26 protein-coding genes are annotated in these 24,796 nt (G+C 65.8%); 7 read left to right on the top strand and 19 right to left on the bottom strand.

Annotated features, from left to right (window positions below; genetic code table 11):
• Positions 1–9: 9 nt before the first annotated feature.
• The 7 genes from ACZY08_RS04115 to fadD5 form a co-directional block, all read right to left on the bottom strand.
• The gene (locus ACZY08_RS04115; protein WP_463743306.1) at positions 10–1,653 is read right to left on the bottom strand and encodes a virulence factor Mce family protein; all 1,644 of its coding nucleotides are present in this window, start codon (positions 1,651–1,653) and stop codon (positions 10–12) included.
• Positions 1,654–1,671: 18 nt separating this feature from the next.
• The gene (locus ACZY08_RS04120) at positions 1,672–3,237 is read right to left on the bottom strand and encodes a virulence factor Mce family protein (RefSeq protein WP_463743307.1); all 1,566 of its coding nucleotides are present in this window, start codon (positions 3,235–3,237) and stop codon (positions 1,672–1,674) included.
• Entirely contained in the window at positions 3,234–4,265 is a 1,032-nt protein-coding gene (locus ACZY08_RS04125) for a virulence factor Mce family protein (protein WP_463743308.1), read from the bottom strand. Before ACZY08_RS04125 ends, ACZY08_RS04120 begins: the two co-directional genes overlap by 4 nt.
• On the bottom strand, positions 4,262–5,491 hold the full coding sequence (locus ACZY08_RS04130) for an MCE family protein (RefSeq protein WP_463743309.1): 1,230 nt from the start codon (positions 5,489–5,491) through the stop codon (positions 4,262–4,264). Before ACZY08_RS04130 ends, ACZY08_RS04125 begins: the two co-directional genes overlap by 4 nt.
• Positions 5,492–5,495: 4 nt before the next feature.
• Positions 5,496–6,365 carry an MlaE family ABC transporter permease gene (locus tag ACZY08_RS04135; protein WP_463743310.1) on the bottom strand — a complete coding sequence of 290 codons (870 nt, stop codon included), beginning with the start codon at positions 6,363–6,365 and terminating at the stop codon, positions 5,496–5,498.
• A 1-nt stretch (position 6,366) separates the two neighbouring features.
• Positions 6,367–7,104 (bottom strand): MlaE family ABC transporter permease, encoded by a 738-nt coding sequence (locus ACZY08_RS04140; RefSeq protein ID WP_463744142.1) that lies wholly within the window; start codon positions 7,102–7,104, stop codon positions 6,367–6,369.
• Between the two features lie 304 nt (positions 7,105–7,408).
• A complete protein-coding gene (fadD5, locus tag ACZY08_RS04145; protein WP_463743311.1) occupies positions 7,409–9,010 on the bottom strand; it encodes a fatty-acid--CoA ligase FadD5 in 1,602 nt (533 codons plus the stop codon).
• Positions 9,011–9,137: 127 nt separating this feature from the next.
• On the opposite strand from fadD5, the gene ACZY08_RS04150 reads away from it, so the two are divergent.
• Positions 9,138–9,830, top strand: coding sequence for a GntR family transcriptional regulator (locus ACZY08_RS04150; protein WP_463743312.1), 693 nt, complete (start codon positions 9,138–9,140; stop codon positions 9,828–9,830).
• Positions 9,831–9,845: 15 nt separating this feature from the next.
• Here the strand turns inward: ACZY08_RS04150 and ACZY08_RS04155 are convergent, their stop codons facing one another.
• On the bottom strand, positions 9,846–10,286 hold the full coding sequence (locus ACZY08_RS04155; RefSeq protein ID WP_463743313.1) for an SRPBCC family protein: 441 nt from the start codon (positions 10,284–10,286) through the stop codon (positions 9,846–9,848).
• Positions 10,255–10,719, bottom strand: coding sequence for an acyl-CoA thioesterase (locus ACZY08_RS04160; RefSeq protein ID WP_463743314.1), 465 nt, complete (start codon positions 10,717–10,719; stop codon positions 10,255–10,257). Before ACZY08_RS04160 ends, ACZY08_RS04155 begins: the two co-directional genes overlap by 32 nt.
• Positions 10,720–10,745: 26 nt before the next feature.
• Between ACZY08_RS04160 and ACZY08_RS04165 the strand changes: the two genes are divergently transcribed.
• Positions 10,746–11,837, top strand: coding sequence for an alcohol dehydrogenase catalytic domain-containing protein (locus tag ACZY08_RS04165; RefSeq protein ID WP_463743315.1), 1,092 nt, complete (start codon positions 10,746–10,748; stop codon positions 11,835–11,837).
• On the opposite strand, the gene ACZY08_RS04170 is transcribed toward ACZY08_RS04165, so the two are convergent.
• Together ACZY08_RS04170 and ACZY08_RS04175 are read right to left on the bottom strand one after the other, a co-directional pair.
• The gene (locus ACZY08_RS04170; protein ID WP_463743316.1) at positions 11,834–13,552 is read right to left on the bottom strand and encodes an acyl-CoA dehydrogenase; all 1,719 of its coding nucleotides are present in this window, start codon (positions 13,550–13,552) and stop codon (positions 11,834–11,836) included. The genes ACZY08_RS04165 and ACZY08_RS04170 overlap by 4 nt on opposite strands.
• A 9-nt stretch (positions 13,553–13,561) precedes the next feature.
• The gene (locus ACZY08_RS04175; RefSeq protein WP_463743317.1) at positions 13,562–14,449 is read right to left on the bottom strand and encodes a sigma-70 family RNA polymerase sigma factor; all 888 of its coding nucleotides are present in this window, start codon (positions 14,447–14,449) and stop codon (positions 13,562–13,564) included.
• A gap of 80 nt (positions 14,450–14,529) precedes the next feature.
• On the opposite strand from ACZY08_RS04175, the gene ACZY08_RS04180 reads away from it, so the two are divergent.
• Entirely contained in the window at positions 14,530–14,910 is a 381-nt protein-coding gene (locus tag ACZY08_RS04180) for a DoxX family protein (protein WP_463743318.1), read from the top strand.
• Here ACZY08_RS04180 and ACZY08_RS04185 read toward each other — a convergent pair.
• Positions 14,903–15,676 carry an SDR family oxidoreductase gene (locus ACZY08_RS04185; RefSeq protein WP_463743319.1) on the bottom strand — a complete coding sequence of 258 codons (774 nt, stop codon included), beginning with the start codon at positions 15,674–15,676 and terminating at the stop codon, positions 14,903–14,905. The genes ACZY08_RS04180 and ACZY08_RS04185 overlap by 8 nt on opposite strands.
• 3 nt (positions 15,677–15,679) lie before the next feature.
• Positions 15,680–16,357, bottom strand: a complete 678-nt coding sequence (locus ACZY08_RS04190; RefSeq protein ID WP_463743320.1) for a TetR/AcrR family transcriptional regulator — start codon at positions 16,355–16,357, stop codon at positions 15,680–15,682.
• Positions 16,358–16,483: 126 nt separating this feature from the next.
• On the opposite strand from ACZY08_RS04190, the gene ACZY08_RS04195 reads away from it, so the two are divergent.
• The gene (locus tag ACZY08_RS04195; protein WP_003883225.1) at positions 16,484–16,594 is read left to right on the top strand and encodes a hypothetical protein; all 111 of its coding nucleotides are present in this window, start codon (positions 16,484–16,486) and stop codon (positions 16,592–16,594) included.
• Here ACZY08_RS04195 and ACZY08_RS04200 read toward each other — a convergent pair whose 3' ends face one another.
• Complete coding sequence (locus ACZY08_RS04200) at positions 16,595–17,122, bottom strand: CGNR zinc finger domain-containing protein (protein WP_463743321.1); 528 nt, start codon at positions 17,120–17,122, stop codon at positions 16,595–16,597. It lies immediately after the preceding gene.
• A gap of 86 nt (positions 17,123–17,208) precedes the next feature.
• Between ACZY08_RS04200 and ACZY08_RS04205 the strand changes: the two genes are divergently transcribed.
• Positions 17,209–18,069 (top strand): alpha/beta fold hydrolase, encoded by an 861-nt coding sequence (locus ACZY08_RS04205; protein ID WP_463743322.1) that lies wholly within the window; start codon positions 17,209–17,211, stop codon positions 18,067–18,069.
• A gap of 79 nt (positions 18,070–18,148) precedes the next feature.
• On the opposite strand, the gene ACZY08_RS04210 is transcribed toward ACZY08_RS04205, so the two are convergent.
• The 5 genes from ACZY08_RS04210 to ACZY08_RS04230 all read right to left on the bottom strand — a co-directional run bounded on the left by ACZY08_RS04210 (position 18,149) and on the right by ACZY08_RS04230 (position 22,950).
• Positions 18,149–18,937, bottom strand: coding sequence for an ABC transporter ATP-binding protein (locus tag ACZY08_RS04210; protein WP_463743323.1), 789 nt, complete (start codon positions 18,935–18,937; stop codon positions 18,149–18,151).
• Positions 18,918–19,949 (bottom strand): taurine ABC transporter substrate-binding protein, encoded by a 1,032-nt coding sequence (locus ACZY08_RS04215; protein WP_463743324.1) that lies wholly within the window; start codon positions 19,947–19,949, stop codon positions 18,918–18,920. Before ACZY08_RS04215 ends, ACZY08_RS04210 begins: the two co-directional genes overlap by 20 nt.
• 5 nt (positions 19,950–19,954) lie before the next feature.
• A complete protein-coding gene (locus ACZY08_RS04220; protein WP_463743325.1) occupies positions 19,955–20,818 on the bottom strand; it encodes an ABC transporter permease in 864 nt (287 codons plus the stop codon).
• 148 nt (positions 20,819–20,966) lie between these two features.
• Entirely contained in the window at positions 20,967–21,581 is a 615-nt protein-coding gene (locus ACZY08_RS04225; protein WP_463743326.1) for a DUF3159 domain-containing protein, read from the bottom strand.
• A 55-nt stretch (positions 21,582–21,636) separates the two neighbouring features.
• Positions 21,637–22,950, bottom strand: coding sequence for a cytochrome P450 (locus ACZY08_RS04230; protein WP_463743327.1), 1,314 nt, complete (start codon positions 22,948–22,950; stop codon positions 21,637–21,639).
• 123 nt (positions 22,951–23,073) lie between these two features.
• Here ACZY08_RS04230 and ACZY08_RS04235 point away from each other — a divergent pair, with 123 nt between their 5' ends.
• The gene (locus tag ACZY08_RS04235; RefSeq protein ID WP_463743328.1) at positions 23,074–23,736 is read left to right on the top strand and encodes a TetR/AcrR family transcriptional regulator; all 663 of its coding nucleotides are present in this window, start codon (positions 23,074–23,076) and stop codon (positions 23,734–23,736) included.
• On the top strand, positions 23,733–24,743 hold the full coding sequence (locus ACZY08_RS04240) for a magnesium transporter CorA family protein (protein WP_463743329.1): 1,011 nt from the start codon (positions 23,733–23,735) through the stop codon (positions 24,741–24,743). Before ACZY08_RS04235 ends, ACZY08_RS04240 begins: the two co-directional genes overlap by 4 nt.
• Positions 24,744–24,796 lie beyond the last annotated feature (53 nt).

Consider the following 24,796-nt stretch of genomic DNA (forward strand, 5'->3'; position numbering starts at 1 on the left):
AGCGGCTCATCACGGTTGTCCTCCGACCTCGGCAGGCAACGCGGGTCCGGCGGGAGCCGGGCCGGGCGCGGGAGCTGCTGCCGGTGCGGGGCCCGACATCGGGTCACCCGGGATCACACCCGGCGCAGGCGCCGGCGGCGGTCCGGGCTGCGGATACCACGGCGGCGGCAACGGGTTGCTCTCGTCGTACGAGTTCGGCGGTCCGGGCAGGTTGCCTCCCGGAGGAGCACCGAACGCCGGCGGGGCCGGCGGGGCCACGATGTCCGGGCCACCCATCAACTCGGACAACGACTCCGGTGTCAGCATCTGCTGAGTGGCCGGCTGCACCTGCACACCCTGCATGCCCGGCGCCACGGTCCAGCCCGGCTCATGGTTGCCGTGCGAGAACAAGGTGTCGCGCGACCAGATGCCCGGGACGGTGGTGTCCTTGTAGCCCCCTGGCGGCTGCAGGCGCGGATCCGAGTAGGAGATCTGCTTGGGCAGCGTCATCGCGGTGTTGGCCAGGTTCTGACCGAACGGCAGGAAGTTGAACTTGATCGCGTCGAGGATCGGCGCCAGGTACTGCGCGCACAGCTCGGCCGAATCCTGGTACCCCAACCGGCTGCCCGCCTGGATCGAGCTGCAGACGAACTGCAGCGGGTTGGAGAAGTTGGTCAGACCCGGCAGAACCGGCAGGCCCACGATGCCACCCTGATTGGGCGAGACGATGTTGAGCACGTTGGCGGCCAGGTTCGGGTAGGCGTGCAGCCCCGTCTCCAGACCGTTGCGCGGCTCGGGCTGCAGGATCGCCGTCGTCGCCTCCGACAAGTTGTTCACGTCGTGGGCGAGCACCCCGCCGTTCTTGTCGAGGAACTCACGGGTCGTCTTGAGCACCCGGTTGAGATCCTGCAGGGCCGTGGCCAACTCCTGGTCGGTGTTGGTGAACGAGTTGGTGAACTGCGCCAGGTCGTTGTTCAGCGCCACGAACTGCTGATCGCTCTTGTGCAGGGCATTGACGAACAACGCCAGGCTCTTGACCACCTGGAAGAAGTCGCCGCGGCCCTGGTTCAGCGTGGTCAGCGCCTCCGACAACCCGTTGAGGGTGCGGTTGAGCTGTTCACCCTTGCCCTGGAACCCGTCGGCGAAGGACTCGATGATGTCGCCGAACGGGCCCTTGGGTTGTTCGGCGGTCGGGCCCAGTTCGTCGAGGAGACGGGTGATCTGGTTGCGCAACTCGTCGTACTCGACCGGGATCTGGGTGTTCTCGATCGGGATGACGGCGTTGTTCTTCATCTGCGGCCCGCCGGTGTATGGCGGGGACAGCTGGATGACGCGCGAGGCCACCAGGCTCGGGTTCAGCACGGATGCCGTGGCGTTCTCCGGCATCTTGTACTTGTTCTTGACGTGGAAGACGACCTTCATCTTGTCGCCGTCGGTCTCGATGCTGTCGATCTCGCCGACCTTGACGCCCATGATGAGGACCTTGTCGCCGGGGTACAGCGCCAGGACCTCGGGGAAGTACGCGGTGACCGTGGTGTTGGTCATCTTCTTGTACAGGTTCAGGCCGAAGTAGCCCAGCACCAGGGCCGCGACCACCGCCAGCGCACCGACGATGATCGCTGCCCGTGAAGCCTTGGGCAACTTGATGTTTCGCACATTGAAAACGGTAGACATAGCTCCCTATACCCCTGTCTATCCCTGCGACCCGGGCGGAAGGAACGGCGGGTTACCCGGAAGCGGCGGCGTACCCACCGGCCCCGCATCGGGCCCCGGTCCCGGCGGTGCCGGGGGAGCGTTCAACGGTGGCGGGTGCGGTGCGTAGCCCGGGATGTCTCCCGGCGCCACCGGCAACGGGGCAATCGGAACGGTGCGGGCGCCGGGCGGGCCGGGCGCCAACTCGACCGGGGCGCCGGGCTGATCCGGCGGCATCTGGCCGGGGATGGCCCCACTGGGCACACCCGGCGAATGCGCGATGCCGTCAGGATTCGGCGCCGAGGTCGCGAGGTCCGGCGGACCGTACTCCGGGCCGCCGAACGGACCCTGGGTGGCCGCTGCGCACGGCATCGGGTTGCCCGGGGACGGAATTCCGGCCGCGGTCGGCGTGTACGAGCACGGCGATCCGGGCGGGACGGCAGGTCCCGGATGCTCCGGGGTGCCTTCCAGCGGCGTGGGGGCCGCCGGCGGAGCGCCGTTCTCGAACCGCTTGCCGTTCGGATCGGGGAAGCGGGACGACGGGAGTCCGGCGTTACGCCAGAACTCCTCGGGATCGATCCCGCGCTTCTTGAACGCGGAATCGACGAAGGGCTGCAGGATCTGCGGCGGGATCAGGTTGACCAGCATCACCTTGAAGTACGGGCCGGAGGCCAGCGCCTCGGCCAGCGAGGTGATGAACTTGCCGGCCACGGTCAAGGTGTCCGCCAGGTCCTGCTTGCGCTCGACCAGCAGATCGCTGACCGTACGCAGCTGCTCCAGCACATGGTTGAGGTTCGGGTTGTCGTTGATCAGGCCTTCGACCTGATGCGACACCGACGACACGCGCTCCAGCAGCATGCTCACGGCCTGGCCCCGCTCGTTGACCGCGGCCAACAAGGTCTGGGCGTTCACCAGCAGCTGGTTGACCTGCGTGCTGCGGTCCCCGAGGATCGTGGCGACCTTGTTGGCGTTGGCCAGCAGCTTCTTGACGTCCTCATCGCGCTTGCCGATGGTCTCCGAGAACCTGGCCACGCCGTCCAGCGCGGCGCTCAGGTGCGGCGAGGTCTGATCGACCGTCTCCGACAGGACATTCAGCGAGTCCTTGACCGACTTGGTGTCCCAGCCCGACGCGTTGCGCGTGACATCGAGGAACGCATCATAGATCTGGTACGGCGTGGTCGTCTGCCCCAGCGGCAACATTCCGCGCGGCTGCAGCGTCTGGCTACCACGCGGCTGGATCTCGATGTTCTTACGACCCAGGATCGTGTCGGTACGGATCGCGGCGCGGCTCTCGGTACCGATCGTCTTGCCACCCAGGGTGTAGCCGATCTCGACCTTGTCGCCGTTGATGTCCATGCTCTTGACCGTGCCGACATCCATGCCTGCGATGCGGACTTTGTCGCCCACGCTCAGGCCTCCGGTATCGGAGAACTGGCCGTAATACGTGGGGACCGCGAACAGCATCGGCACACTCGTCAACGTCGAACCGACGCCGATCACCAGTGCCACCACCGCGACGCCCATCAGGCCTTTGCGGAAGCGGTCGGAACCTTGCAGTGTCCTCATCTCGGCGTGCACCTACCCGACGGCTGTGAACTGAGTCTGACGGTTCGGACGGGCCCGCCCGGCTGCAACCCGTTGAGCTTCAACGAAAGGTCGCAGGCATAGAAGTTGAAGAAGTCACCGTAGATGCCACCGGCACGGCCGATGATCTTCAACGCCTGGGGGAACTGCACGAGGATGTCGTTGAGCTGCTGCTTCTGGTCGATCAGCGGCTGCTGGATGACCTCGAGTTGACCGATGGTGTCCTTGAGCAGCGGACGGTTGTCGGACAACAGATCCGCCAGAGAACCGGCCGCATTGCTGATGTTGGCCACGGAGGATCCGATCGGATCGGCACGGTTCTTCAGCCCCGTGATCAGCGTCTCGAAGTTCTTCAGGGTGTCGTTGAACTGCTGCTGATGCGCAACGGTGGTGTCCAGGACGATATTCAGGTTCTTGATCACCTCACCGATCGACTGATCCCGGTCGGCGATGCTCTGGGTGAGCTGCGCCGTCTGGTCGAGGATGTCGTTGATTGTGCCGCCCTGGCCCTGGAAGATCGTGATGATCGACTGGGAGATGGTGTTGACCTTCTCCGGGCTCAGTGACTGGAACAGCGGACGGAAGCCGCCGACGAGGGCGTCGAGGTCGAGCGCCGGCTCGGTGCGTTCCAGCGGAATGGTGCCGCCGGGTGCAAGCTTCGTATTGCTCTCGCCGCGCTTGAGTTCCAGGTAGCGATTACCGATCAGGTCCTGGTAGCGAATCGCGGCCGTCGTCTGGTCGAACAACGGCAGCGACTTCTCGACGTTGAACGTCACCTCGGCCTGCTGGCCACCGTTGACCAACTTGACGCCCGAGACCTTGCCGACCTCGACACCGGATGCCCGGACGAACTGCCCGGTGCGCAGACCGCTGACGTTCTTGAAGATCGCCGAGTACTCGGAGGTCCGGTTGAACCGGATCTGACCGAAGACCACGAAAATGATCGCAGTGAAGGTGAGCAGCACCAGTGAGAAGATGCCGAGCTTGATAATCGTGCCCTTGATGCTCATGGGTTGATCGTGTTCTCCCCCACTTGGCGACCCCACACGTACTCGGCCACGAGCGGTTGACCCATCTCGAGGTGGTTGTAGGGCGCGATCGATGCACCGGTGTCCATCACCAGGTACGGCATGGGCCACAGGTCCTTGGTGATCGGCTGCCAGCAGCCGGGCCGGCCCTCGGGCCCACCCTTGGCGTTGATCCGCGGCAGGTTGTCGGGATAGACGTACGGGTTGCCCACGCCGATCACCAACGACTGAGTCTGCAGCGAGTAGCCGTTACCACCAAGTGCGCCAGCAAGTTTCGGGCCGGCGTCGTGGTAGTTGCGGATCGTGCAGAACAGCGCCGGGCTGTACTTGTCGAGCAGTGCCGAAGTCGGCAGCAGGTCCTGCGCGCCGCGGACCAGGTAGGGGCCGCCGCGCTCGAAGATGTCGCCGCCGGTGTTGCCGAAGCCCACCGCGGCCACCAGAGCCTGGTCGAGGTTGCCCCGCTGCTCGTTGAGGGTGCGGGCGGTGGTGACGGCGTTGGTCAGGCCGTCGAACAGATCGGGGCCGGCGTTGGCGTAGACCTCGCCCAGATCGGCCAGACCCGAGATGTCGCGCCGGATCTGGGGCATGCGCGGGTTGAGGTCGGACAGGATGTCGTTGCCGTTGACGATCGACTGGCCGAACTTGTCACCCAGACCGTCGAGCGCCTGCGCAGTCGCGGTCAGCGTCTGGTTCAGCTTGATCGGATCGATCTGCTCGGAGATCGCGGTGATCGTCTCGAACAGTGTGTTGAACTCCGTCGTCACACCCTGCGCACGGATGGGCGTGGACGGCGACAACCGCTCCTTCGAGGGATTCGGAGGCGACAGGAACGAGATGTACTTGTTGCCGAATACCGTGGTGGCCCGCAGTTCGGCACTCACGTTCTCCGGGATCAGCTTCAGGTACTGGGGCTTGACGTCCAGCGTCAGCTTGGCCTCGGGGTTGTCGTCGACGGTGACGACGTCGATCGAGGCCAGCCGCCCGATGGGCACCCCGTTGAAGGTGACCTTCGAGCCGGGATCCATCGACAGACCGGCTCGACCCGACAACACGGTCAGCTGTGTCCTCTTCTCGAACGTCCCGCGGAACTGCATCCACGTCAATGCCACGACCACCATGGTGACGAGGGCGAGGACCAAGCCGGCCAACTTGTACGGCGGGATCTTGGGCTTGTTTAGGGGCGCGTGCGGCGCTGGAGATCCGGTCATGCCGCTACACCGTGAGGTTGAAGTTGGGGTCGGTGCCGTAGAGCGCCAACGATGCCAACAGGACCACCAACACGATTGCGATCAACGAGGTTCGCATCGACCTCCCTACTGCCTCACCCACACCGACGGCACCGCCACTGGCGTAAAAGCCGAAGTAGCAGTGGTTCAACATGACCACGACGGACATGACGATGACCTGAAGGAAGGACCACATCACGTCGTCGACGCGCAGGAACGTATGGAAGTAGTGCTCATACGTACCGACCGACTGCGAGTAGAAGACCGTCGTGACGAACTGCGCAGACAGGAAGGACAGCAGGACCGCCCCGGCGTACAGCGGGATGATCACGATCGAGCCGGCGATCAGGCGCGTGGACACCAGATACGAAATCGACCTGATACCCATAACTTCCAGCGCGTCGATCTCTTCGCTGATGCGCATGGCGCCGAGTTCCGCGGTGGCACCGGCGCCGACTGTGGAAGCCAGGGCCTGACCCGTGACGACCGGGGCAACGACGCGGATGTTTGCCAGTGCGGCGAAGAAGCCGGTGAAGGCCTCGACGCCGATATTGCCCAGGGAGGCGAAGCCCTGGATCGCGATCAGGGAGCCGGCCGACAGCGTGACGAAACCGATGATGGCCACGGTGCCGCCGATGACGGCCATCGCGCCGGTACCCATACCGATCTCGGCGACCAATCGCAGCGCCTCGCGCCGATAGTGCCGGAACGCGTGCGGGACGGAGCCGATGGATTGGACGATGAACCACGCGACGTGGCCCATGCTGTCGAGGAACCGGGCCGGGGTGCCGGCGATGTCGGAGGTGCGCGAGAAGGCCCGGGGGAACCGGGAGCGGAGGACTGTTGCGGTACTCATGTCAGTGCCCTGTTCCGAACCGCACACCGATGGTGGTGAGCACGACGTTGACTGCGAACAATGCCACCACGCACAGCACCAGGGTCTCGTTCACCGCGGTGCCGACGCCCTTGGACCCACCGGCCACTGTGAGGCCCCGGTAGCAGCCCACCAGTCCGGCGATCAGGCCGAACAGTGTGGCTTTGATGACCGAGATCATCACCTCGGGGAATCCGGTGAGCAGCGTCAGTGTGGACACATAGGCACCGGCGGACACGTTCTGGACATAGACGCCGAAGAAGAAGCCACCGATGAGGCCGATGGTGATCACGGCGCCGTTGAGCATGAAGGCCACGAATGTAGAAGCCACCACGCGGGGAACCACGAGCCGCTCGATCGGGTCGATGCCGAGGACCTCAAGCGCGTCGATCTCCTCACGCACGGTGCGGGCACCGAGGTCGGCGCAGATCGCGGTAGAGCCGGCACCGGCAACCACGAGCACCGTCACCAGAGGTCCGAGCTGAGTGACGGCACCCAGCGCAGCACCGGCGCCCGAGACGTCAGCCGCACCGAACTCCGCCAACAGGATGTTGAGCGTGAAGATGATGAGCACCGTCAGCGGGATCGATACCGCGAGCGTGGGCAGGAATGCCACGCGGATCAGGAACCAACTCTGCAGCACGAACTCTTTCCACTGGAAAGGCCGTGTGACAAAGGCCTTTCCGGTGAGCACGGTCATCTTGAAGAAGCCACCGACCATAGCCAGCGGCTTCTCCAATTGACCACGTACGTAGCCGACGAGCCCGTCGGCGGGCGCCGTCACCGGTGTGCCCCCTGGACGTGTCGCACGCCCCCTCCTCGTCGCCTGTCAGCCTGTGTGATCCGTCTCTCCCTACTCACCAGTAGTAATTGAGACCACCGGACTGTACCCGATAAAAACCGGGCCGTGCACTGCATCGAGAGGATTGTGCCATCAACCGTTAGCGAGGGCGTGCAAAGACAGCAAACTTTCCCGGCGACCTGCAGAAACCGTTGACGCGGAGTTACTTTCGCAGACGTCAACCCTATTGGGCATTGACTGGCGAGCCGAAGCGTTCCCTGAGTTCGGTCTTGAGCACTTTGCCCGAGGGGTTGCGGGGCAGAGCATCGACGATTTCGAGTGCCTTCGGGTGTTTGTAGCGCGCCAGGCGTTCGGTGAGGAAGCCGTCGAGCTCGTCCAGGTTGAGGGCGTCGCCTCTGCCGATTGCCACCACAGCGACAGGAACCTCACCCCATTTGTCGTCATGCCGGCCGATCACGGCGACCTCGGTGATGGCGGGATGCCCGGCGAGGACGTTCTCGACCTCGGCGCAGTAGATGTTCTCGCCGCCGGAGATGATCATGTCCTTCTTGCGGTCGACCACCCAGATGTAGCCTTCCTCATCCTGACGGACCAGATCACCGGAGTGGAACCAGCCGCCGGCGAAAGCCTCCGCGGTGGCCTTGGGATTGTTCCAGTAGCCCGCCATCAAAGTTGGGGCGCGGTAGACGATCTCGCCGACATCGCCGACCGGGACGTCGTTCATGTTCTCGTCCACGATGCGGGCCGAAACAGTGGGGATCACCTGACCGACCGAGCCGAGCTTGCGAATTGCGTCGTCCGCCAACAACATGCAGGTAACCGGCGACATCTCGGTCTGCCCGAACGCCGCAAGGATCTGACTACCCGGGAACGTGTCCGCCATCGCGCGTAGCAACGTGTCCGAAGCCGGCGCAGCGCCCCAGGACAGGGCCCGCAGACACAGGTCGCGCGGATTGGCTTTCTGCTCAGCGCAAACCGCCTGCCACTGCGCAGGCACCAGGAAGATCGCGGTGACCTTCTCGGCCGCCAGTACGTCGAGCAACGCACCCGGATCGAACGCGCCGAGCGGATAGATGACCGTCGGCAGGCCGAGCGTCAGACCCGTGTTCACGTTTCCGGCCACCCCGGCGATGTGGAACAGCGGGACGCCGATGAAGCCGACGTCGTTGTTGATGTCGACGCCGGTGGTGAACAGGTTGGTCATACCCTGCCCGGCCAGGTTGTTGTGCGTCAGCACCGCGCCCTTGGGCCGGCCTGTGGTGCCCGAGGTGTACATGATCAGCGCGGGGGCATCGCTCGGGATGTCAACCGGTGGCGCGGGGTCGCCTTCTTCGGCGATCAGGTCCTCGTAGCCCAGGACTGGATCGTCGGTCGCGGACTCGGTAGCTGTGCCGGCCACGATGACCGTTGACAGCGTGGCATCGAGATCGCATACCGCCGTGGCGACTCCGGCGAGCACGGGCTCGGTGACGATGACGCGGGCCTCGCAGTCGCTGACCAGGAAGGCCACCTCCGGTGGGGTCATGCGGAAGTTCACCGGCACCGCGATGGCGCCGAGCTTGGTGGCCGCCAGCATCGCCTCGATGAACTCGGGCCGGTTCAGCATCAGGATCAGCACGCGGTCGCCGAATCCGACCCCGCGTCGGCTCAGGGCGCCGGCCAGCCTGGTGACCCGGTGGTCGAGCTCCCGCCACGTGGTGGTGTGCCCCAGAAACCGCAGGGCGGTCTTGTCGGGCTGCATCAGGGCATGTCGGGTCAGTTGGTTGGCCCAGTTCTGACGACGGGCCAGGTATGGCTGCTCAGTGGGGATCGGCTCGGCAGTCACCGGATCTGCACTCCATCGGTATCGAGTTGCGTGAATTTTATATTTGATCAAACATTGGGGTTGCCCCGGTCACACTATGGCCTCGGCGCCTCGGCGACAAGCCCACCAGAAAGGCGACCGGATTCGCGTGAATGCACCTGCCAGAGCGGCCGTGCAACGTCGTCGCGGAGGACGGCGCGAGCAACTTTCCGACGAGGTCGCCGCCCAGCTGCGGGCCGAGATCATGACCGGCGTCCTGCGCCCCGGAACGTTCATCCGGCTCGACGAGACCGCCGCGGCACTCGGCGTCAGCATCACGCCCGTACGCGAGGCCCTGCGCACACTGCGCGGCGAGGGCATGGTGCAGTTGGAGCCGAACCGCGGGCACGTCGTCGTGCCCCTGACCCGCGCCGACGTCGAAGACATCTTCTGGCTGCAGGCCACCATCGCGCGTGAGCTGGCCGCTACCGTCACGACCCGCATCACCCCGGCCCAGATCGATGAGCTGGAACAGCTCAACACCGAACTCGCGGCCGCCGTCGGCAATCAGGATCCCGGGGCGATCTCGTCGGCCGAATTCGCCTTTCACCGGGCCTTCAACCACGCCAGCGGTCGGCTCAAGCTCGCCTGGTTCCTGTTGCACGTCGCGCGGTACCTGCCGTCGCTGATCTATTCGACTGATCCGAAGTGGGGCACCGAAGCCGTGGAGAACCACCGGCTTCTGATCGACGCGCTGCGCCGGCGCGATGCGGGCGCGGCGATCGAGCTGAACTCGACTCAGTTCACCGATGCTGCCCAACGGCTCATGGCACGGCTCAACGACATCGGGATGTGGGACTGACGCGCTGACCGCAGCCTAAGCGGACAGCTGCGAAACCCTGGTGATGAGCGCGTTGGCCAGGTGGTCCAGGGTGTCACCGATCAGCTTCTTGACCATCATGGCCGGGATCGGCAGCTTGACCTCGACCTCAAGGTCAACCTGAAGCAACGTGCTGTTGTCGCCGAGCGGCACGACCGAGAACCGCTGCTCCTGCTTGGTGAAGTGGTCGCCCTGCTGCAACACGGTGAAGATCTGGTTCTCCGCGGGGTAGTAGACCGCGTTGATGAAGGTGCCGGACTGACCCTGGATCTCGACGTCGAGCCGCAGTTGGCTGGGCCGGCCGTCGTCGTAGCGGGCCAGGATCCAGCAACCCTTGATCTCAGGGTTCCACTGCGGATAGGCCTCGAAATCGGCGACGATCGCCAGGATCTTCTCGGCAGGGGCATCAACCTCGACGGTCTTGCTCACGAGTGGCATCCGGCGAGCATATCGACTGCAGCAGATCGCGGATCACGGCGGGAATCGGTACCGGACGGCGCGTGGTCCGGTCCACGTACACGTGCACCCAGTGGCCCACCGCCGCCACCGGGCCGTCGGGCTCGAACAGGCCGAGCCGGTAAGTGACACTGCTGTTCCCCAACCGGGCCACCGCCAGCCCGACCACCAACGGGTCGGGGAACTTCAACTCGGCGAAGTAGCGGCAGCCCGACTCGGCGACCACGCCCAACCACGGCGCAGTGACCGGATCGACGTCGCAGTTGGTGTTGATCCAGGCGTTGATCGCGGTGTCGAACAGCTCGTAGTACACCGCGTTGTTGAGGTGGCCGAACATGTCGTTGTCGGTCCAGCGGGTCAGCACCGGCCAGTGCAGCGGAAAATCCTCACGGGTCAACTGGGCTCCGTCGGTCATTCCTGGAGTCTGACAGGCTGATGGGTATGAAGATCCGCGGCGCCGTCCTCGAGCACATCGGACTCCCCCGCCCCTACGCCGAGTCACATCCGATCCGGGTGAGCGACCTCGAGCTCGCCGAACCCGGGCCCGGCGAACTGCTGGTGCGCATCGAGGCCGCGGGGTTGTGCCATTCCGATCTGTCGGTCGTCGACGGCAACCGGGTGCGCCCGGTCCCGATGCTGCTGGGCCATGAAGCCGCCGGGACCGTCGAGGCCGGTGACACCGATCTGCCGGTGGGCCGGCGGGTGGTGATGACGTTCCTGCCGCGCTGCGGGCACTGCCCCGCCTGTGCCACCGACGGGCTAACCCCATGCGGACCCGGATCGGCCGCCAACGGTGCCGGCACCCTGATGAACGGCGACATCCGGCTGACCCGTGACGGCCAACCGGTGTTCCATCACCTCGGCGTATCCGGTTTCGCCACCTACGCCGTCGTCGACCGCCGCTCGGTGGTGCCCGTACCCAGCGATGTCCCAGCAGTCGTCGCGTCGCTGTTGGGGTGTGCGGTACTCACGGGCGGCGGAGCCGTGCTCAACGTCGGCACCCCGCGGCCGGGCCAAACCGTGGCGGTCGTCGGTCTGGGAGGCGTCGGCATGGCGGCTGCCATGACCGCGCTCGCGCACGACGACGTCCGGGTCATCGGCGTGGACCAGCTGCCCGACAAACTCAGGCGGGCCCGCGAGCTGGGCGTGCACGAGACCTACACCCCAGAGCAGGCTGCCGACCTCAAGGCCGACGTGGTGATCGAAGCCGCCGGCCACCCCGCCGCGCTGGAAACCGCGATCGCGCTCACCGGGCCCGGCGGGCGCACGATCACCGTCGGCCTACCCCGGCCGGACGCACGAATCTCGGTGTCGCCGTTGGGTTTCGTCGCCGAAGGCCGATCGCTGATCGGAAGCTATCTGGGCTCGGCGGTGCCCGCACGCGACATCCCGCGGTTCGTCGAGCTCTGGCGGGCCGGACGGCTACCCGTCGAGCAGCTCGTGTCCTCGACCATCACGCTCGATCAGATCAACACCGGCATGGACGAGCTGGCCGACGGACGGGCCGTCCGCCAGATCATCGAGTTCGACTAGAACCAGCTGTCGCGCATCTCCAGCGTGGTCCGGTCCAGGCTCTCCAGCAGATCCAATTGTGGTGCGGTCTTGGGTAATTCGTAACGGAAGAAGTACTGCGCGGCCTGCCGTTTGCCGTCATAGAATTCCCCGGTGCGGCCTTCGGCGGCCAGCAACTGCTCCAGCCAGATCCACGCCACCACGATGTGGCCGAACGCCTCCAGATACACCGCGCTGTTGGCCATCGCGGCCTCGACATCACCCGCGGCGAACATCGCGCCGGTCACCGCGACCAGCCGCTGCCAGGCGGCATCGAGTTGCGCGGCCAGGTCCGGCGCGACCGCCGCAGCAACTGACACGGTCGCCGCGATCCGCTCCCCCAGCGCCACCAAGCTGCCTCCACCGTTCTGGGTTACCTTGCGGCCCAAAAGATCCAGGCTCTGGATGCCGTGGGTGCCCTCGTGGATCGGATTGAGCCGATTGTCGCGGTAATGCTGCTCGACGTCGTATTCGCGGGTGTACCCGTAGCCACCGTGGACCTGGATCGCCAGGCTGTTGGCCTCCACGCACCACTGCGACGGCCAGCTCTTGGCCACCGGGGTGAGGATGTCGAGGACAGCACTGTCACCGGTGGCTTCCCGGTCTATGAGGTTCGCGCAGTACAGCAGCAGGGCAAGACCACCTTCGACATAGGCCTTCTGCGCCAGCAACATTCGCTTGACGTCCGCATGCTCGATGATCGGCACCTGCGGGGTCGACGGATCTTTCACACCGAGCGGCCTGCCCTGCGGACGCTCGCGCGCGTACTCCAGAGACTTGAGATAGCCGGTGTAGCCGAGCGCCACGGCGCCCATCCCGACGCCGAGGCGGGCCTCGTTCATCATGCGGAACATGTAGACGATGCCGCGGTGTGGCTCACCGACGAGGTAGCCGACAGCGCCGTCGAAGTTGAGCACGGTGTTGGTGATCCCGCGTTGCCCCATCTTGTGATTGAGGCCGGAGATGGCCACGCCGTTGCGGGTGCCGTCGGCAAGGAACTTGGGCACGATGAACAGCGAGATGCCCTTGGTGCCGGCCGGGCCACCGGGAATCTTGGCGAGCACGAGGTTGACGATGTTCTCGGTGAGGTCGTGCTCGGCGCCGGAGATCCACATCTTCGAACCGAACAGACGGTACGTGCCGTCGGGCTGTGGTTCGGCGCGGGTGGTGATGTCGGCCAGCGACGATCCGGCCTGGGTCTCCGACAGCGCCATGGTGCCCGAGAACCGGCCGGCCAGCATCGGTTTGACGAAGGTCTCGATCTGCTCCGGGGTACCGAAGTGCGCCACCAGATTGGCGTTGGCGATGGTCAGCATCACATAGCCCGAGGTCGACACGTTGGCCGCGGCGATCCAGGCGAACGCGGCCTGCGCGACCGTGACCGGCAGTTGCGCGCCGCCGACCTCCGCGTCCATCCCCATGGCGATCAGATCGGCCGCCGCGAACGCGTCCCACGCCTCTTTGACGTCGGGGATCAGCGTGACGGTCTGCCCGTCGAACGTCGGCTCGTTCGCGTCGCTGAGTTTGTTGTGGGGCGCGAAGTAGCGCGTCGCGAGTTGCTCGCACAGATCCAGCACGCCGTCGAAGGTCTCGCGGGAGTGCTCGGTGAATCGGTCCAGTGCGGTGAGCTTTTCGACGTCCAACCACTCGTAGAGCAGGAAATCCAGGTCTCGGCGCGAGAGGATCGTCGACTTCATGCGGCCAGGTTAATCGTCGGCGGGTGGCTCGGGCAGCGACATCAGGGCCAGCCGTCGTGGATCGACGATCGACACGATCCCGACCAGACGGCCCCCGTCGACGGTGCACGCCATCACGCTGAGCGGGCGACCGGTCGGCCCCCACGCCAGGATCCCTGGCTCGCCGTTGACCGACACCCGCCGGGCGACGACGCGGGTCCCCTGACCGCGCCGAGCCGCGGCGATGACAGCGTCGGGTCCCGTCCCGACGGTCACGCCGGCGGCCGTGTACCGCTGCCAGGTGACGTCGGGATCCAGGACCCGCAACAGTGCATCGAAGTCGCCGTCGCGAGCGGCGGCCAGAAAGGCGTCGACAACCTCGCGCTGTTCCTGCTTGCGGCGGCGGCCCCCGGTGGGCGGTGGCACATCCTGCACTTTCCGGCGCGCCCGGCTGGCCATCATCTTGACGGCATCGCTCGACCTGTCGAGGATCTGGCCGATCTCGGCGAACGGCACGGCGAACATGTCGTGCAGGACGAAGGCGAGGCGTTCGTCGGGGCGCAGCGATCCCAGCACGACGAGCATCGCCAGCCCGACGGAGTCCGCGAGCACCGCGGCATCCTCAGGGGTGTCGACGTCCTCGGTGACGACCAGTTCAGGAATGTCAGCGGCGGCGGGAGACACTTCTGCGCGGCTGCTGCGCGCCCGCAACGTGTCGATACAGATGCGGCCCACCACGGTCGTCAGCCATCCGGCGACGTTGTCGATGGCGTCCGCGTCCTGACGGGACAGGCGCAACCACGCGTCCTGGACGGCATCCTCGGCATCTGCCCGTGAGCCGAGGACCCGGTGGGCAACCGCGAGCAGCCGCGGGCGCTGTTGCTCGAATGTCTCCGCCAGTGATGCGTCGGGCGTCATGCGTTACCTCTCCTCGTGCGGATCCGTCATAAGAGTGACGAGCCGGAACGGCTGGACGTAACCACGAAACGGAGCGCGCAATGAACATCACTCTCTGGATCATCACCATCATCGCCGCGGCAGCGTATGCAGCCGGCGGAACCACCATGCTGTTGGCGTCGCGGGAGAAGTACCGGTCGATGGGTAAGACCCAGCATTGGGTCGACGACTTCGGTGACGGTCACCTCAAAGCGATCGGGACCATCAAACTGGTCGGCGCAGTCGGCCTGGTGCTTCCCGTCGCGGTGGGTATCGCCCCGGTGCTGACGCCGGTGGCCGCCTGCGGCCTGGCGTTGTTCATGGCGGGTGCGGCCACGACCAGATTCCGTCGCAGCGAGTGGCTCTACATGGCCGGCGACGTGGTCTATCTCGGTGTGTTCGCCTTCTTGGCCTGGGGCTGGTTCACCCTGCCCGTCACCTGATGGTGCTCACGCCGCCGTCGACCGGGATCACGGCACCGGTGATGTACGCGCTGGCCCGGCTGGCCAAGAACACCGAGATCCCGGCGATGTCGTCGGGCCGGCCGATGCGGCCCAGCGGAAGAACGGCGCCTACCTCTTCCGCGCCGGCCCGCAGCATCTCTTTGGTCATCCGGGATTCGAAAAGCCCCGGCGCGATCGCGTTGACCAGGATCCGCGGGGCCAGCTCGCCGGCCAGATGCTTGGTCAGCATGTGCACTGCGGCCTTACTGGCGCTGTAGGAGAAGTTGTCGCGGCCCTTGCCGGGCGCGACGATCCCGTCGATGCTGCCGGTGTTGATGACGCGAGCCGGGTCTTCTTCGGTGGCACCGGAATTCAGCAGCGGGGTGAGCGCCCGGGTCAGCAGGAACACGCCCTTGACGTTGACGTCGTAGACCTTGTCGAACCCGGATTCCGGGAACTCGTCGTACGGTGCGCCCCAGGCCGCGCCGGCGTTGTTGAACAAGGCATGGATCGCGTCCTCACGCTCGGCCACCGCCGCGGTGAGCGCGGCGACCCCTTCAGCTGTCCCGAGGTCGGCGGGCACCGCGGAGATCCGGCCGAGCGGGGACAACGCGTCCACCGCCGCGGCCAGTTCGGCCTCCTTGCGGCTCGCGACGTACACCGACGCTCCAGCCTGCAACAGTCCCCGGGCCATCATGAGGCCGATGCCACGGCCGCCGCCGGTGACGACGGCCACCTTGCCGTCCAATCGGAACAGATCAGTCATGTTCTAGGCCTTTTCCTCGATCTCGACCCCCAGCGGCGACTCGTTGCGGGTTTCCTCGTCGCGGATCAACCCGCGCAGCAGCGCCGTACTGAACTCCACGGCGATCTCCTGCGCGGTCCGCCTGCCGTGGGGGCGTAGCCAGCGATACGAACCGAGCGTCATGCCGATGTAGCCGAGGGCCAGTACGTGCGAGTCGCAGTCGTAGAACTCGCCGCTCGCGATACCGCGATCGATCACGTCGCGGACGTGCTCGTACACCTGGGTCTCGGCGCGCCGGATGTAGGACACCTGCTCCTCGGTGAACCACTCCGCGATGTACGGGCCTTCCTGGAAGTACACGGCGGCGCGCTCGAGATCGTTGGCGATGCCGACCAACAGTCGCCTGGTGAAGTTGTAGATGGTCTCCCTGGCCGTCGCGGTCGGGTCATCGTGGAGCGCCTCGACGGTGAAGTCCGCGGTGCCCTTGTAGATGTCGTAGAGGATCAGCGACTTACTCGAGTAGTAGTGATAGACCGTGGCCTTGTTCAGTCCGACGGCCTCGGCGACATCGTCCATCCGGGTGCCGTGATAGCCGCGGGCGGCGAACAGTTTGGCCGCGACGGTCAACAGTTCATCGCGGCGGGATGTCCCGTTGGCAGCCGCACCACCGCGGCCCCGGCCGCCTTCTGCATCGGATGACATAGCACACTCACTATCAGCATCGCCCGGACCTTGCCCAGGAAATCAATCAACTAGATGGTTGATCAGTGTAGGCAATTCCGCGCGCGACCCTGTTCCGGCCTTGCCTTCTACGACTAGACTCCGGGCATGGATCCGAATCCTGACTACGACCTCAGCGACGAGAGCGACTTCTTCTTCCCGTGGCTGGCCTGGGGTCTGCGTGGCGTTTACCCGCCGCCGGCCTACCCCCCGGTGTAATCAGGACTGTTCGTCAGTCTTCGCAGTCCGGGCGCGCTGGTGATATCGGCGCGCCTTCATGCGGTTTCCGCAAGTCGCCATCGAGCACCACCGTTTTGTGTTCGGTTTCGTCCGGTCGATCAGGAAGAGCCGGCAGTCCGGATTCCCACACGCGCGTAGCCGGCCCGGACTCGAGGCCCTCAGCGCGTCCCACGCCAGGATGGCCCGCAGGGCGCCTCGCCGCGCGTCGCAAGTATCAAGTTCCCAGCTCACACCGTCGTCCGTCCCGTGCGCCCGGATCGCCGCGACGTTGAGGTACGGCGTCAACGCAACCGCCGTCTCGGTTCCGCGCACCACTTCCTGAAGTAGATTCCGCGCCGCGACCAGATCGGCCAGCTCGGCTTCGGTCGCCGCATGCTCGTCGAGCCACGCGTGCGCCGCCTCTGGATGCGCGAGCACGTCGCGCTGCATTCCGTCGACCACCGGTGTGGTGTTGAGCAGATCGAGCAGCAAGGCCTCATCGCTCAGGCCCAACCCCAGCAGCTCCATATCTAACCTCCAAATAACTATTGACAGGTTATGCCCGTCGGGCGTTAGATGTCACTAACCGATAAACATCGTTAAAGGAGTTAGACATGACCGTTCGCCATCGCTACGCCACCGTCGACGGACAGCGGCTGTTCTACCGTGAGGCGGGCTCGCCCGATTCCCCGGCAATCGTGCTGCTGCACGGCTTCCCGACGAGCTCGTACATGTTCCGCGACCTCATTCCTCGACTGGCCGAGCGCTACCACGTCATCGCACCCGATCACCTGGGCTATGGACACTCCGATGCGCCGGCCGTCACCGAGTTCGACTACACCTTCGACGGCCTGGCCGACCTCACCGACGGTCTGTTGAATCGACTCGGGGTGTCCCGCTACGCGATCTACGTCCAGGATTACGGCGCCCCGATCGGCTGGCGCCTGGCACTGCGGCATCCGGAGGCCATCACCGCGATCGTCAGCCAGAACGGCAACGGCTACGACGAGGGTTTCGTCGAGAGCTTCTGGGCCGGGGTGTGGGCCTACCAGCGTGAGCAGACCCCCGAGACCGAGGCGGGCGTGCGGTCCGCGTTGAGTGTGGACGGCATCAAATGGCAGTACCTGACCGGCGTGGCGGACGAAAGCCTGGTCAACCCCGACACCTGGGTCCACGACGCGGCGATGGTGGCCCGGCCGGGCAATGACCAGGTGCAGCTCACGCTGTTCCGCGACTATGCGACCAACGCCCCGCTGTACCCGACACTGCACGAATACCTGCGCACCAGTGCGGTTCCCGTGCTCGCCGTGTGGGGCGAGGGCGATCCGATCTTCGGTCCCGACGGTGCCCGGGCGTTCGGCAAGGACGCTGTCGACGCCGAGATCCACCTGCTCGACGGCGGACACTTCCTGCTCGAGACGCACGTCGCAGAAGTGGCCGCGCTGATCGACGATTTCCTGCAGCGGCGCGCCTGACGCGGCACGCGCCGAAAGTGACGCCATGGTCGTTGCCCGCGCGGGTTTACGACCATGGCGTCACGTTCGGCGAACGCGGCTACGCCGCGGCGACCTTCACGGCCTCACTCACATCCGTCCGCAACCTGAGGTACTCCGGTGACCGCCGCAGTTCGTGCGCATCGACGCCGCTGCGTGGCAGATCGACAGGCAGGTCCAGGGCGATCTTTCCGGGCCGGCGGGTCAACACCACGATCCGGGAACCGAGGAACGCGGCCTCATCGGCGCTGTGTGTCACGAAAACCGTTGTGCGACGGGACTCCGCGCTCACCTGACGGACATCCTCCTGCAACCGCTCGCGGGTCAGCGCGTCCAGTGCCGCGAACGGCTCGTCCAAGAGGAACAGCGGGGTCTCGGCGGCCAGCGCCCGCGCGATCGCGACGCGCTGCTGTTGCCCGCCGCTGATCTCCCAGATCCTGCGCTTGGCAGTGCCTTCCAGCCCGACGCGCTCCAGTAGTTCCTCACGCCGCTCGGCGCGACGCTCGCGGGGCACGTCGGCGTACTTGAGGGCCAGATCCACGTTGCCGCCGACCGTGCGCCACGGAAACAACCGCGGCTGCTGGAACACCACACCCGAGGTGACCCCGGGCGTCGGCGGCGTCCCCGCCACGTGAACCTGACCCTCAGAAGGGGTTTCGAATCCGGCGATCAGGCGCAGCAGCGTGCTCTTCCCGCACCCCGACGCGCCGACCAGAACCAGGAATGAGCCGGGTTCGACGTCGAGATCCACCGGGCCGAGCGCAGTGACCTCGTCCGAGCCACGCCCGTAGCGGTGTGCGACGTTCTTGATCGACAGGGCGCCGGAGGCGTCACTGCTTGGCGATGACATCCGGCAACCCCTTCGTGTAGATGGCGTCCTTGAACCTCTGCAGGGGTGCGGCCTCCGGGATCTGTTTCTGATCGGCCAGGAACTGCGACGCGCTCTGCAGATTGGCCGCGATGTTGCCCGGCGCGCCGTCACTACCCAGCCATTCGGGTGAGGCCACCTGGGCCGGGGTCAGATAGACGCCCTGCTTGAGTTGTCCGGCAACATCTTCCGGGCTCAGCCCGACTTCGGCCGCGATCGCCTTGGCTGCGGCCTGCGGGTCGTCCTTGATGACGTTCAGCGCGCGGGCCTGCTGCTGACGCCAGACGTCGACCACCTCGGGATGGGCGGCGGAGAACTCGTCGGACACGGCGGCAAGGTCCAGTGTCGGCTTGCCGTCCTTGGCCAACTGCCGGCTGGTGATCAGGTCCTTGCCGGTCTTGCGCAGCTGGTCGAGCGTGGGCAGCCAGCTGTAGGCGGCCGCGATGTCGCCCCGGTCCCACGCCGCCAAGATGGCCTGCGGCTGCAGGTCGATCAATTGAACGTCCTTGGACGACAACCCGTTCTGCGCCAGCGCCGCCAGGAGGCTGTAATGCGCGGTGGACGCGAACGGCGTGGCGACGCGCTTGCCCCGCAGGTCGGCGATCGAGTTGACGTCGGCGCCGTCACGGGCCACCAGGGCCTCGTTGTCACCAGCGACGTCGAGCACGAAGGCCACCTTGTACGGAATGTTGAGCGGGGCCGACAATCCGCGCGCCACGGGACTCGAGCCCAGTGCACCGAAGTCCAGTTCCTTGGCGATGAACGCGGTATTCACATCGGCCCCGGAGTCGAACTTCGTCCATTTGATGTTGTAATCGGGCAGTGCCTCTTCGAGCCACCTGTTGTTCTTGACGATCAGGTCCCCACTCGGAAAGGACTGGTAGCCAAGGCGAATGGTGGGCTTCTGGGCGTCCTGCCCGGAGTGGTCGACTGCGCAGCCGGCCAGGGCCGTCGTTGCGGCGGCCAGCACTGCGAGCAGCTTGGTCAATTTCATAATTTTCAGACCTTTCCAATCCAAGGGACGCTACGTCGTTCGACGGCCCGCAATCCTCCGTCGATGACCAGGCCTGAGATCCCGATGGCGAAGATCCCGACCAGCACCACCGGAGTGTTGTTGTAATTGCTTGCGTCCTTGACCAATCCGCCGATACCGGGGATGCCGTTGAACAGTTCTGCGGCCACCACCGACGAGTACGCCATGCCCACGGCCAGCCGGATCCCGGTGAAGGTTTCGGGTAGCGCCGAGGGCACCACGACGTCACGGATCACCTGTGCCCGGGTGGCGCCCAACGCCCGGGCCGCCTCTTGCAGCCCGACGGGTGCGGCGACGACGGCAGCGGTGGTGGCCACGGCGGCCGGCGGTAGTGCGGCCAGGGCGAGCAGCGTGATCTTGGGTGCCTCGTCGATGCCGAGCCAGATGACCAGCAGGAAGAAGTACGCCAGTGGCGGCAGCGCTCGCAGGAAGGTCAGCCATGGTTCGAGCACACTGCGCAGCCATCCGACCGAGCCCATCAGCAGTCCCAAAAGGACACCGATCACTACTCCCAATACGACGCCGGCCAAGACCCGGCGCAACGTCATGTAGAGGTGCTCGTAGAGCAGGTAGCCCGCGTAGCCGCGGGCCCCGTCATGGGTGGTGGAGACGTCGATGAAGGCGCGCCAGACCGCCGATGGATAGGGCACGAACGTCTGGTTCCAGATGCCGGCCCAGGCGACCACCTGCCAGACCACGAAGAACACCACCACCGACAACAGCGGCAACGCGGACCTGATCAGCAGGGTGCGCCAACGGCGTGACGGCACGACCGGACGGGGCGTGCCGGTTTCGGCCTCGCCGGGAACGATGTTGACGAACACTGACACTGTGGGCAGCTTTCTGTTGCTGAAGCAGGGAGTGGTGACTTGGCTTCAGCGACGACAGCAGCCGGGCAGCGTCTTGTTCACCCGGGTATTGGTACCGGCGGGATCCGGCGCGGTGAAGGTCTGGAATCGGGGTGAGTTTTACTGACCGTCAGGTCGCCGAGCGTGGCAGCGCCCGGATCGCGTAGCGGGCGCTGAGCAGAACCAGCGTGGTGGTGACGACGAACAACGGCCAGCCCATCGCCAGCCGGGCAACCGCGAGCAGCCCGTCCTGCCCCGTGTCGTAGAGGTAGTTCTGCACCAGGAACCGCGACCAGGACACCGTCGCCAAGACCGCGGTCACGCCGTTGAAGACCAGCCGCACCCCGGGCACCTGGCGCCAGGTGTTGTCGCGGCCGGTGGCCCAGGCCCAGATGACCCCGACCAGGGGGCGCCTGACGAAGATCGATCCGGTCATCACGATGGCCGAGGCCAGGGACATCCAGATACCCGGGAGATAGAAGTCTTTGGCCTGGCCGGTCACCAGGGCCAGCAGCGCGCAGGCCGCCACACCGACGAATCCCCACAGCGCGGGCCTGACCGATTCGCGGCGCAGCAGCTGCCAACCGAATACGACGGCCGCTGTCGCCAGCGCGGAGATGATTGCGGGCACCCGCCCCGAGAGCGCCGAGACCGACGCGTACACGGTCACCGGCAGCGCCGAGTAGACCAGGCCGCTGACACCGCCGACGCGCGCCATCAGTCCGTCGAGTGGGGAATCCGTCATGTGGGTCTGGGCCTCGCGTTCAAGATCTGGCAGGTCCCCACTGAGAGTACCGAGCTCAGCAGACCAGACCGGCCGGCTCAGTACGCCTGGCCCCCAGCAGGGCCGGCAGCTTCACATATCCGTGCAAATTGACCAGACCGCGCGGGCGTGGGGTCTCGGTCAGGCGCAGGTCGGGGTAGGCGTCGAACAGCGCGCGCAGCGCGGTTGCGCCTTCGATGCGGGCCAGCGCCGCGCCCAGGCAGACGTGGATGCCCGAGGCGAACGCCAGATGTTCACGGGCGTTGTGGCGGGTGATGTCGAAGCGCGTCGGCTCACTGAACACCCGCGGATCCCGGTTGGCACCACCCAACAACACGGCGACCATGGTTCCGGCCGGCAGCCGCTGCCCGCCGATCTCGACGTCGCATTGCGCGGTACGGGCGGTCATCTGCACCGGGCTTTCGATGCGCAGGATCTCCTCCACCGCGGCGGGCCACAGGTCCGGATTGTCGCGCAACAGGGCGAGTTGATCGGGATGCCGCTGCAGCAACACGATCCCGTTACCGATGAGGTTGACGGTGGTTTCGAATCCGGCGCCGATCAGAAGCGCTGCGTTGGAGGCGAGTTCGTGATCGGTCAGCGTGTGGTCGGCGGCCATCTTGGTGAACGGGTTGTCTTCCGCCGCTCCGGCGCGGACCTTGTCGAAGAGGTCTGCGAGGAATCCGTCGAGCTCGCGCATCCCGTCGATGCCACGCCGGTAGGTGCGCCACGGGATTCCGACATCGAGCAGTGGCGCCCCGTCGTGTCCCCACCCGAGCAGTTGCGCATGGGATTCGCCTGACAGGCCGAGGATCTCGGCGATCATGGCGACCGGAAGGACAGCGGCGAAGTCCGCGATCAGCTCGGGTCTGGGCTGCCCGGCGAGCCGATCGATGAGTTCCGCGGTCACCTCGGCCACCCTGGCGTCGAGTTTGTCGATCGCGCGCGGCGTGAAACTCTGCGCCACCAGCTGCCGGTACTGCGTGTGCTCCGGCGGGTCGACGATGACCATCGCCGGCGGCTCCACCGGGTTGGCCACCTTCGGATCAGTGCGGTCCAAGAGCTGCTGGACCGGCTTCGGCATCCCCATCCCGGTGGGCGGGGTGACGCCGAACCGCTTGTCCCGCAGAATTTCCCGAGCGACACCGTGGTCGGCGGTGACCCAGACGAAGGGGGTCTTCACCAATGGACCGCGCCGGCGGATCTGCTCCATCAGCGGATAGGGGTCGATGCCTTTGCCGTGGCTCGAGATCAGCGCGCCCATCGGATTGCCCGCCCGGCCTTGAAGCGACATGAATGCCTTCGGCACTGCATGCAGTGCCACCCACCGCGTCCACAACTTGATGTCCATGTGCGCCCCCTGGCTCGGATCGATCATTAGAATGAGACGTGTGAGACATTTAGACACTCATCGTCTCTCTCGTCTCGATGGCTAGGCTACGACGATCGGCGCATGCAGGCAAGGAGTGGTTCGGTGACATCGACGCGAACAGCGGACTTCGTGCGACGGCTGGCTGAACCGGACCCCGCGGTGCTGGCGCGCGTGCGTGAACCCGACCCGATCAGCACGCGGATCCTGGCCGCCACACTCGAACAGGCCGAACTCGTCGGAATCCGGCGCACCACGATGGAGGATGTCGCCCGGCGCAGCGGCGTCGGTCGCGCCACGCTCTATCGTCGGTTTCCCACCAAAGACGCCCTCATCGACGCACTGGTGCTGTCCGAGGCGCGGCGCTATCTCGACGGCAGCGCCCAGGCCCGGGCACATGCCGACAACCTGGAGGACCGCCTGGTCTACGGCACCGTCTTCACGGTGACGTTCCTACGGGATCACGCCTTGCTCAAGAAGCTACTGCGTACCGAACCCGAGACGATCCTGCCCAGCCTCACCGTCGACGCCGGGGCCATCATCGATTTCGCGACGGAACACTCGGCCGCACAGTTGCGCACCGACCTCTACGGTAAGGCCGAAACCACCCCGGCACAGGAACGCCACATCCGCACCGTCGCCGAGTTGCACACCCGACTTACGTTGTCGTTCATCGTCACTCCGCACACCGGCATCAAACTGACCAGCCTGGAAGACACCCGCGACTATGTGCGGACCTACCTGCTGCCGATGGTGGCCGCCTCATGAGGCAGGTGCAGGGACGAATCTGGCGAGCCGGAAAGCCGGTCGACGGTTTCACGTTCTCGGGCATATCGGATTGTCTGGCCGATGAGGATGCTCTGGTGTGGGCCGACATCTACGACCCCGACCATGAGGCGCTGCGCGAGCTGGCCAAGGAACTCGGCCTCAACATATGGGCCGTCGAGGACGCCGTCGCACCCAAGGAACGCACCAAAACCTCGGTGTACCAATCTCATACGTTCTTCACGGTGTACGCGATCGACGCCCGGACGCCCGACGAGGACGAAGCGCAGGACACCTCGATGTTGGTCAAACACCGCATCTCGGCGTTCGTGCTGCCGCGCGGCCTGATCACCGTCCGGCTGCCGAGTATCAACGGTGCGGCCGAGTTCGACATCAGCGAGGTGTCACGGCGCTTCGACGATCTCGGCGGCCAGCGCTACGGCGTCGGCGCCCTGGTGCACGGTCTGCTCGATGTCGTGGTGGACGGGCACTTCGAGGCTGTCGAGGCACTGGACGACGCCATCGAATCGCTCGAGGATGAGCTGTTCGCCGACGGCGGCCCACGGCGCGGCCTGCAACGGCGGACCTTCCAGCTCCGCAAGGACCTGGTCGATCTGCGCCGGGTCGTACTTCCCATGCGCGAGGTGGTGAGCACCATCCAGCACCGGAGGCTCGACTCGTCAACGGAACCCGCGCTCGATCCACTTTATGCCGACCTGTACGACCATGTGCTGCGGGCCTCGGAGTGGACCGAGTCCCTGCGCGACATGGTCACCACGGTGTTCGAGACCAACCTGTCCCTGCAGGACGCCCGGCTCAACACGGTGATGAAGAAACTCAGCGGCTGGGCCGCCATCATCGCGGTACCGACCGCGATCACCGGCTTCTACGGCCAGAACGTCATGTACCCCGGGATCAACACCGTCGTGGGCTTCATGGCCAGCACTGCTTTGATTGTTGTGCTCGTCATCCTGTTGTATGTGATGTTCAAACGCCGGGACTGGCTGTAACCCGAGCTGGGCCTTTGATCACATCCCCCAAAAGGGGCATGGGCGTTATCTGA

It is taken from the genome of Mycobacterium sp. IDUB_9, from assembly GCF_055419505.1.

Excerpts from the sequence above, each read along its gene's own strand:
- ACZY08_RS04215 (WP_463743324.1), bottom strand. The coding sequence starts at position 19,949 with ATGAAATTGACCAAGCTGCTCGCAGTGCTGGCCGCCGCAACGACGGCC.
- ACZY08_RS04120 (WP_463743307.1), bottom strand. The coding sequence starts at position 3,237 with ATGAGGACACTGCAAGGTTCCGACCGCTTCCGCAAAGGCCTGATGGGC.
- ACZY08_RS04140 (WP_463744142.1), bottom strand. The coding sequence starts at position 7,104 with ATGGTCGGTGGCTTCTTCAAGATGACCGTGCTCACCGGAAAGGCCTTT.
- ACZY08_RS04115 (WP_463743306.1), bottom strand. The coding sequence starts at position 1,653 with ATGTCTACCGTTTTCAATGTGCGAAACATCAAGTTGCCCAAGGCTTCA.
- ACZY08_RS04200 (WP_463743321.1), bottom strand. The coding sequence starts at position 17,122 with ATGGAGCTGCTGGGGTTGGGCCTGAGCGATGAGGCCTTGCTGCTCGAT.
- ACZY08_RS04240 (WP_463743329.1), top strand. The coding sequence starts at position 23,733 with ATGAGGCAGGTGCAGGGACGAATCTGGCGAGCCGGAAAGCCGGTCGAC.
- ACZY08_RS04190 (WP_463743320.1), bottom strand. The coding sequence starts at position 16,357 with ATGTCATCCGATGCAGAAGGCGGCCGGGGCCGCGGTGGTGCGGCTGCC.
- ACZY08_RS04180 (WP_463743318.1), top strand. The coding sequence starts at position 14,530 with ATGAACATCACTCTCTGGATCATCACCATCATCGCCGCGGCAGCGTAT.
- ACZY08_RS04170 (WP_463743316.1), bottom strand. The coding sequence starts at position 13,552 with ATGAAGTCGACGATCCTCTCGCGCCGAGACCTGGATTTCCTGCTCTAC.
- ACZY08_RS04155 (WP_463743313.1), bottom strand. The coding sequence starts at position 10,286 with ATGCCACTCGTGAGCAAGACCGTCGAGGTTGATGCCCCTGCCGAGAAG.
- ACZY08_RS04210 (WP_463743323.1), bottom strand. The coding sequence starts at position 18,937 with ATGTCATCGCCAAGCAGTGACGCCTCCGGCGCCCTGTCGATCAAGAAC.
- ACZY08_RS04185 (WP_463743319.1), bottom strand. The coding sequence starts at position 15,676 with ATGACTGATCTGTTCCGATTGGACGGCAAGGTGGCCGTCGTCACCGGC.
- ACZY08_RS04135 (WP_463743310.1), bottom strand. The coding sequence starts at position 6,365 with ATGAGTACCGCAACAGTCCTCCGCTCCCGGTTCCCCCGGGCCTTCTCG.
- ACZY08_RS04160 (WP_463743314.1), bottom strand. The coding sequence starts at position 10,719 with ATGACCGACGGAGCCCAGTTGACCCGTGAGGATTTTCCGCTGCACTGG.
- ACZY08_RS04130 (WP_463743309.1), bottom strand. The coding sequence starts at position 5,491 with ATGACCGGATCTCCAGCGCCGCACGCGCCCCTAAACAAGCCCAAGATC.
- ACZY08_RS04165 (WP_463743315.1), top strand. The coding sequence starts at position 10,746 with ATGAAGATCCGCGGCGCCGTCCTCGAGCACATCGGACTCCCCCGCCCC.
- ACZY08_RS04175 (WP_463743317.1), bottom strand. The coding sequence starts at position 14,449 with ATGACGCCCGACGCATCACTGGCGGAGACATTCGAGCAACAGCGCCCG.
- ACZY08_RS04225 (WP_463743326.1), bottom strand. The coding sequence starts at position 21,581 with ATGACGGATTCCCCACTCGACGGACTGATGGCGCGCGTCGGCGGTGTC.
- ACZY08_RS04205 (WP_463743322.1), top strand. The coding sequence starts at position 17,209 with ATGACCGTTCGCCATCGCTACGCCACCGTCGACGGACAGCGGCTGTTC.
- ACZY08_RS04125 (WP_463743308.1), bottom strand. The coding sequence starts at position 4,265 with ATGAGCATCAAGGGCACGATTATCAAGCTCGGCATCTTCTCACTGGTG.
- ACZY08_RS04195 (WP_003883225.1), top strand. The coding sequence starts at position 16,484 with ATGGATCCGAATCCTGACTACGACCTCAGCGACGAGAGCGACTTCTTC.
- ACZY08_RS04230 (WP_463743327.1), bottom strand. The coding sequence starts at position 22,950 with ATGGACATCAAGTTGTGGACGCGGTGGGTGGCACTGCATGCAGTGCCG.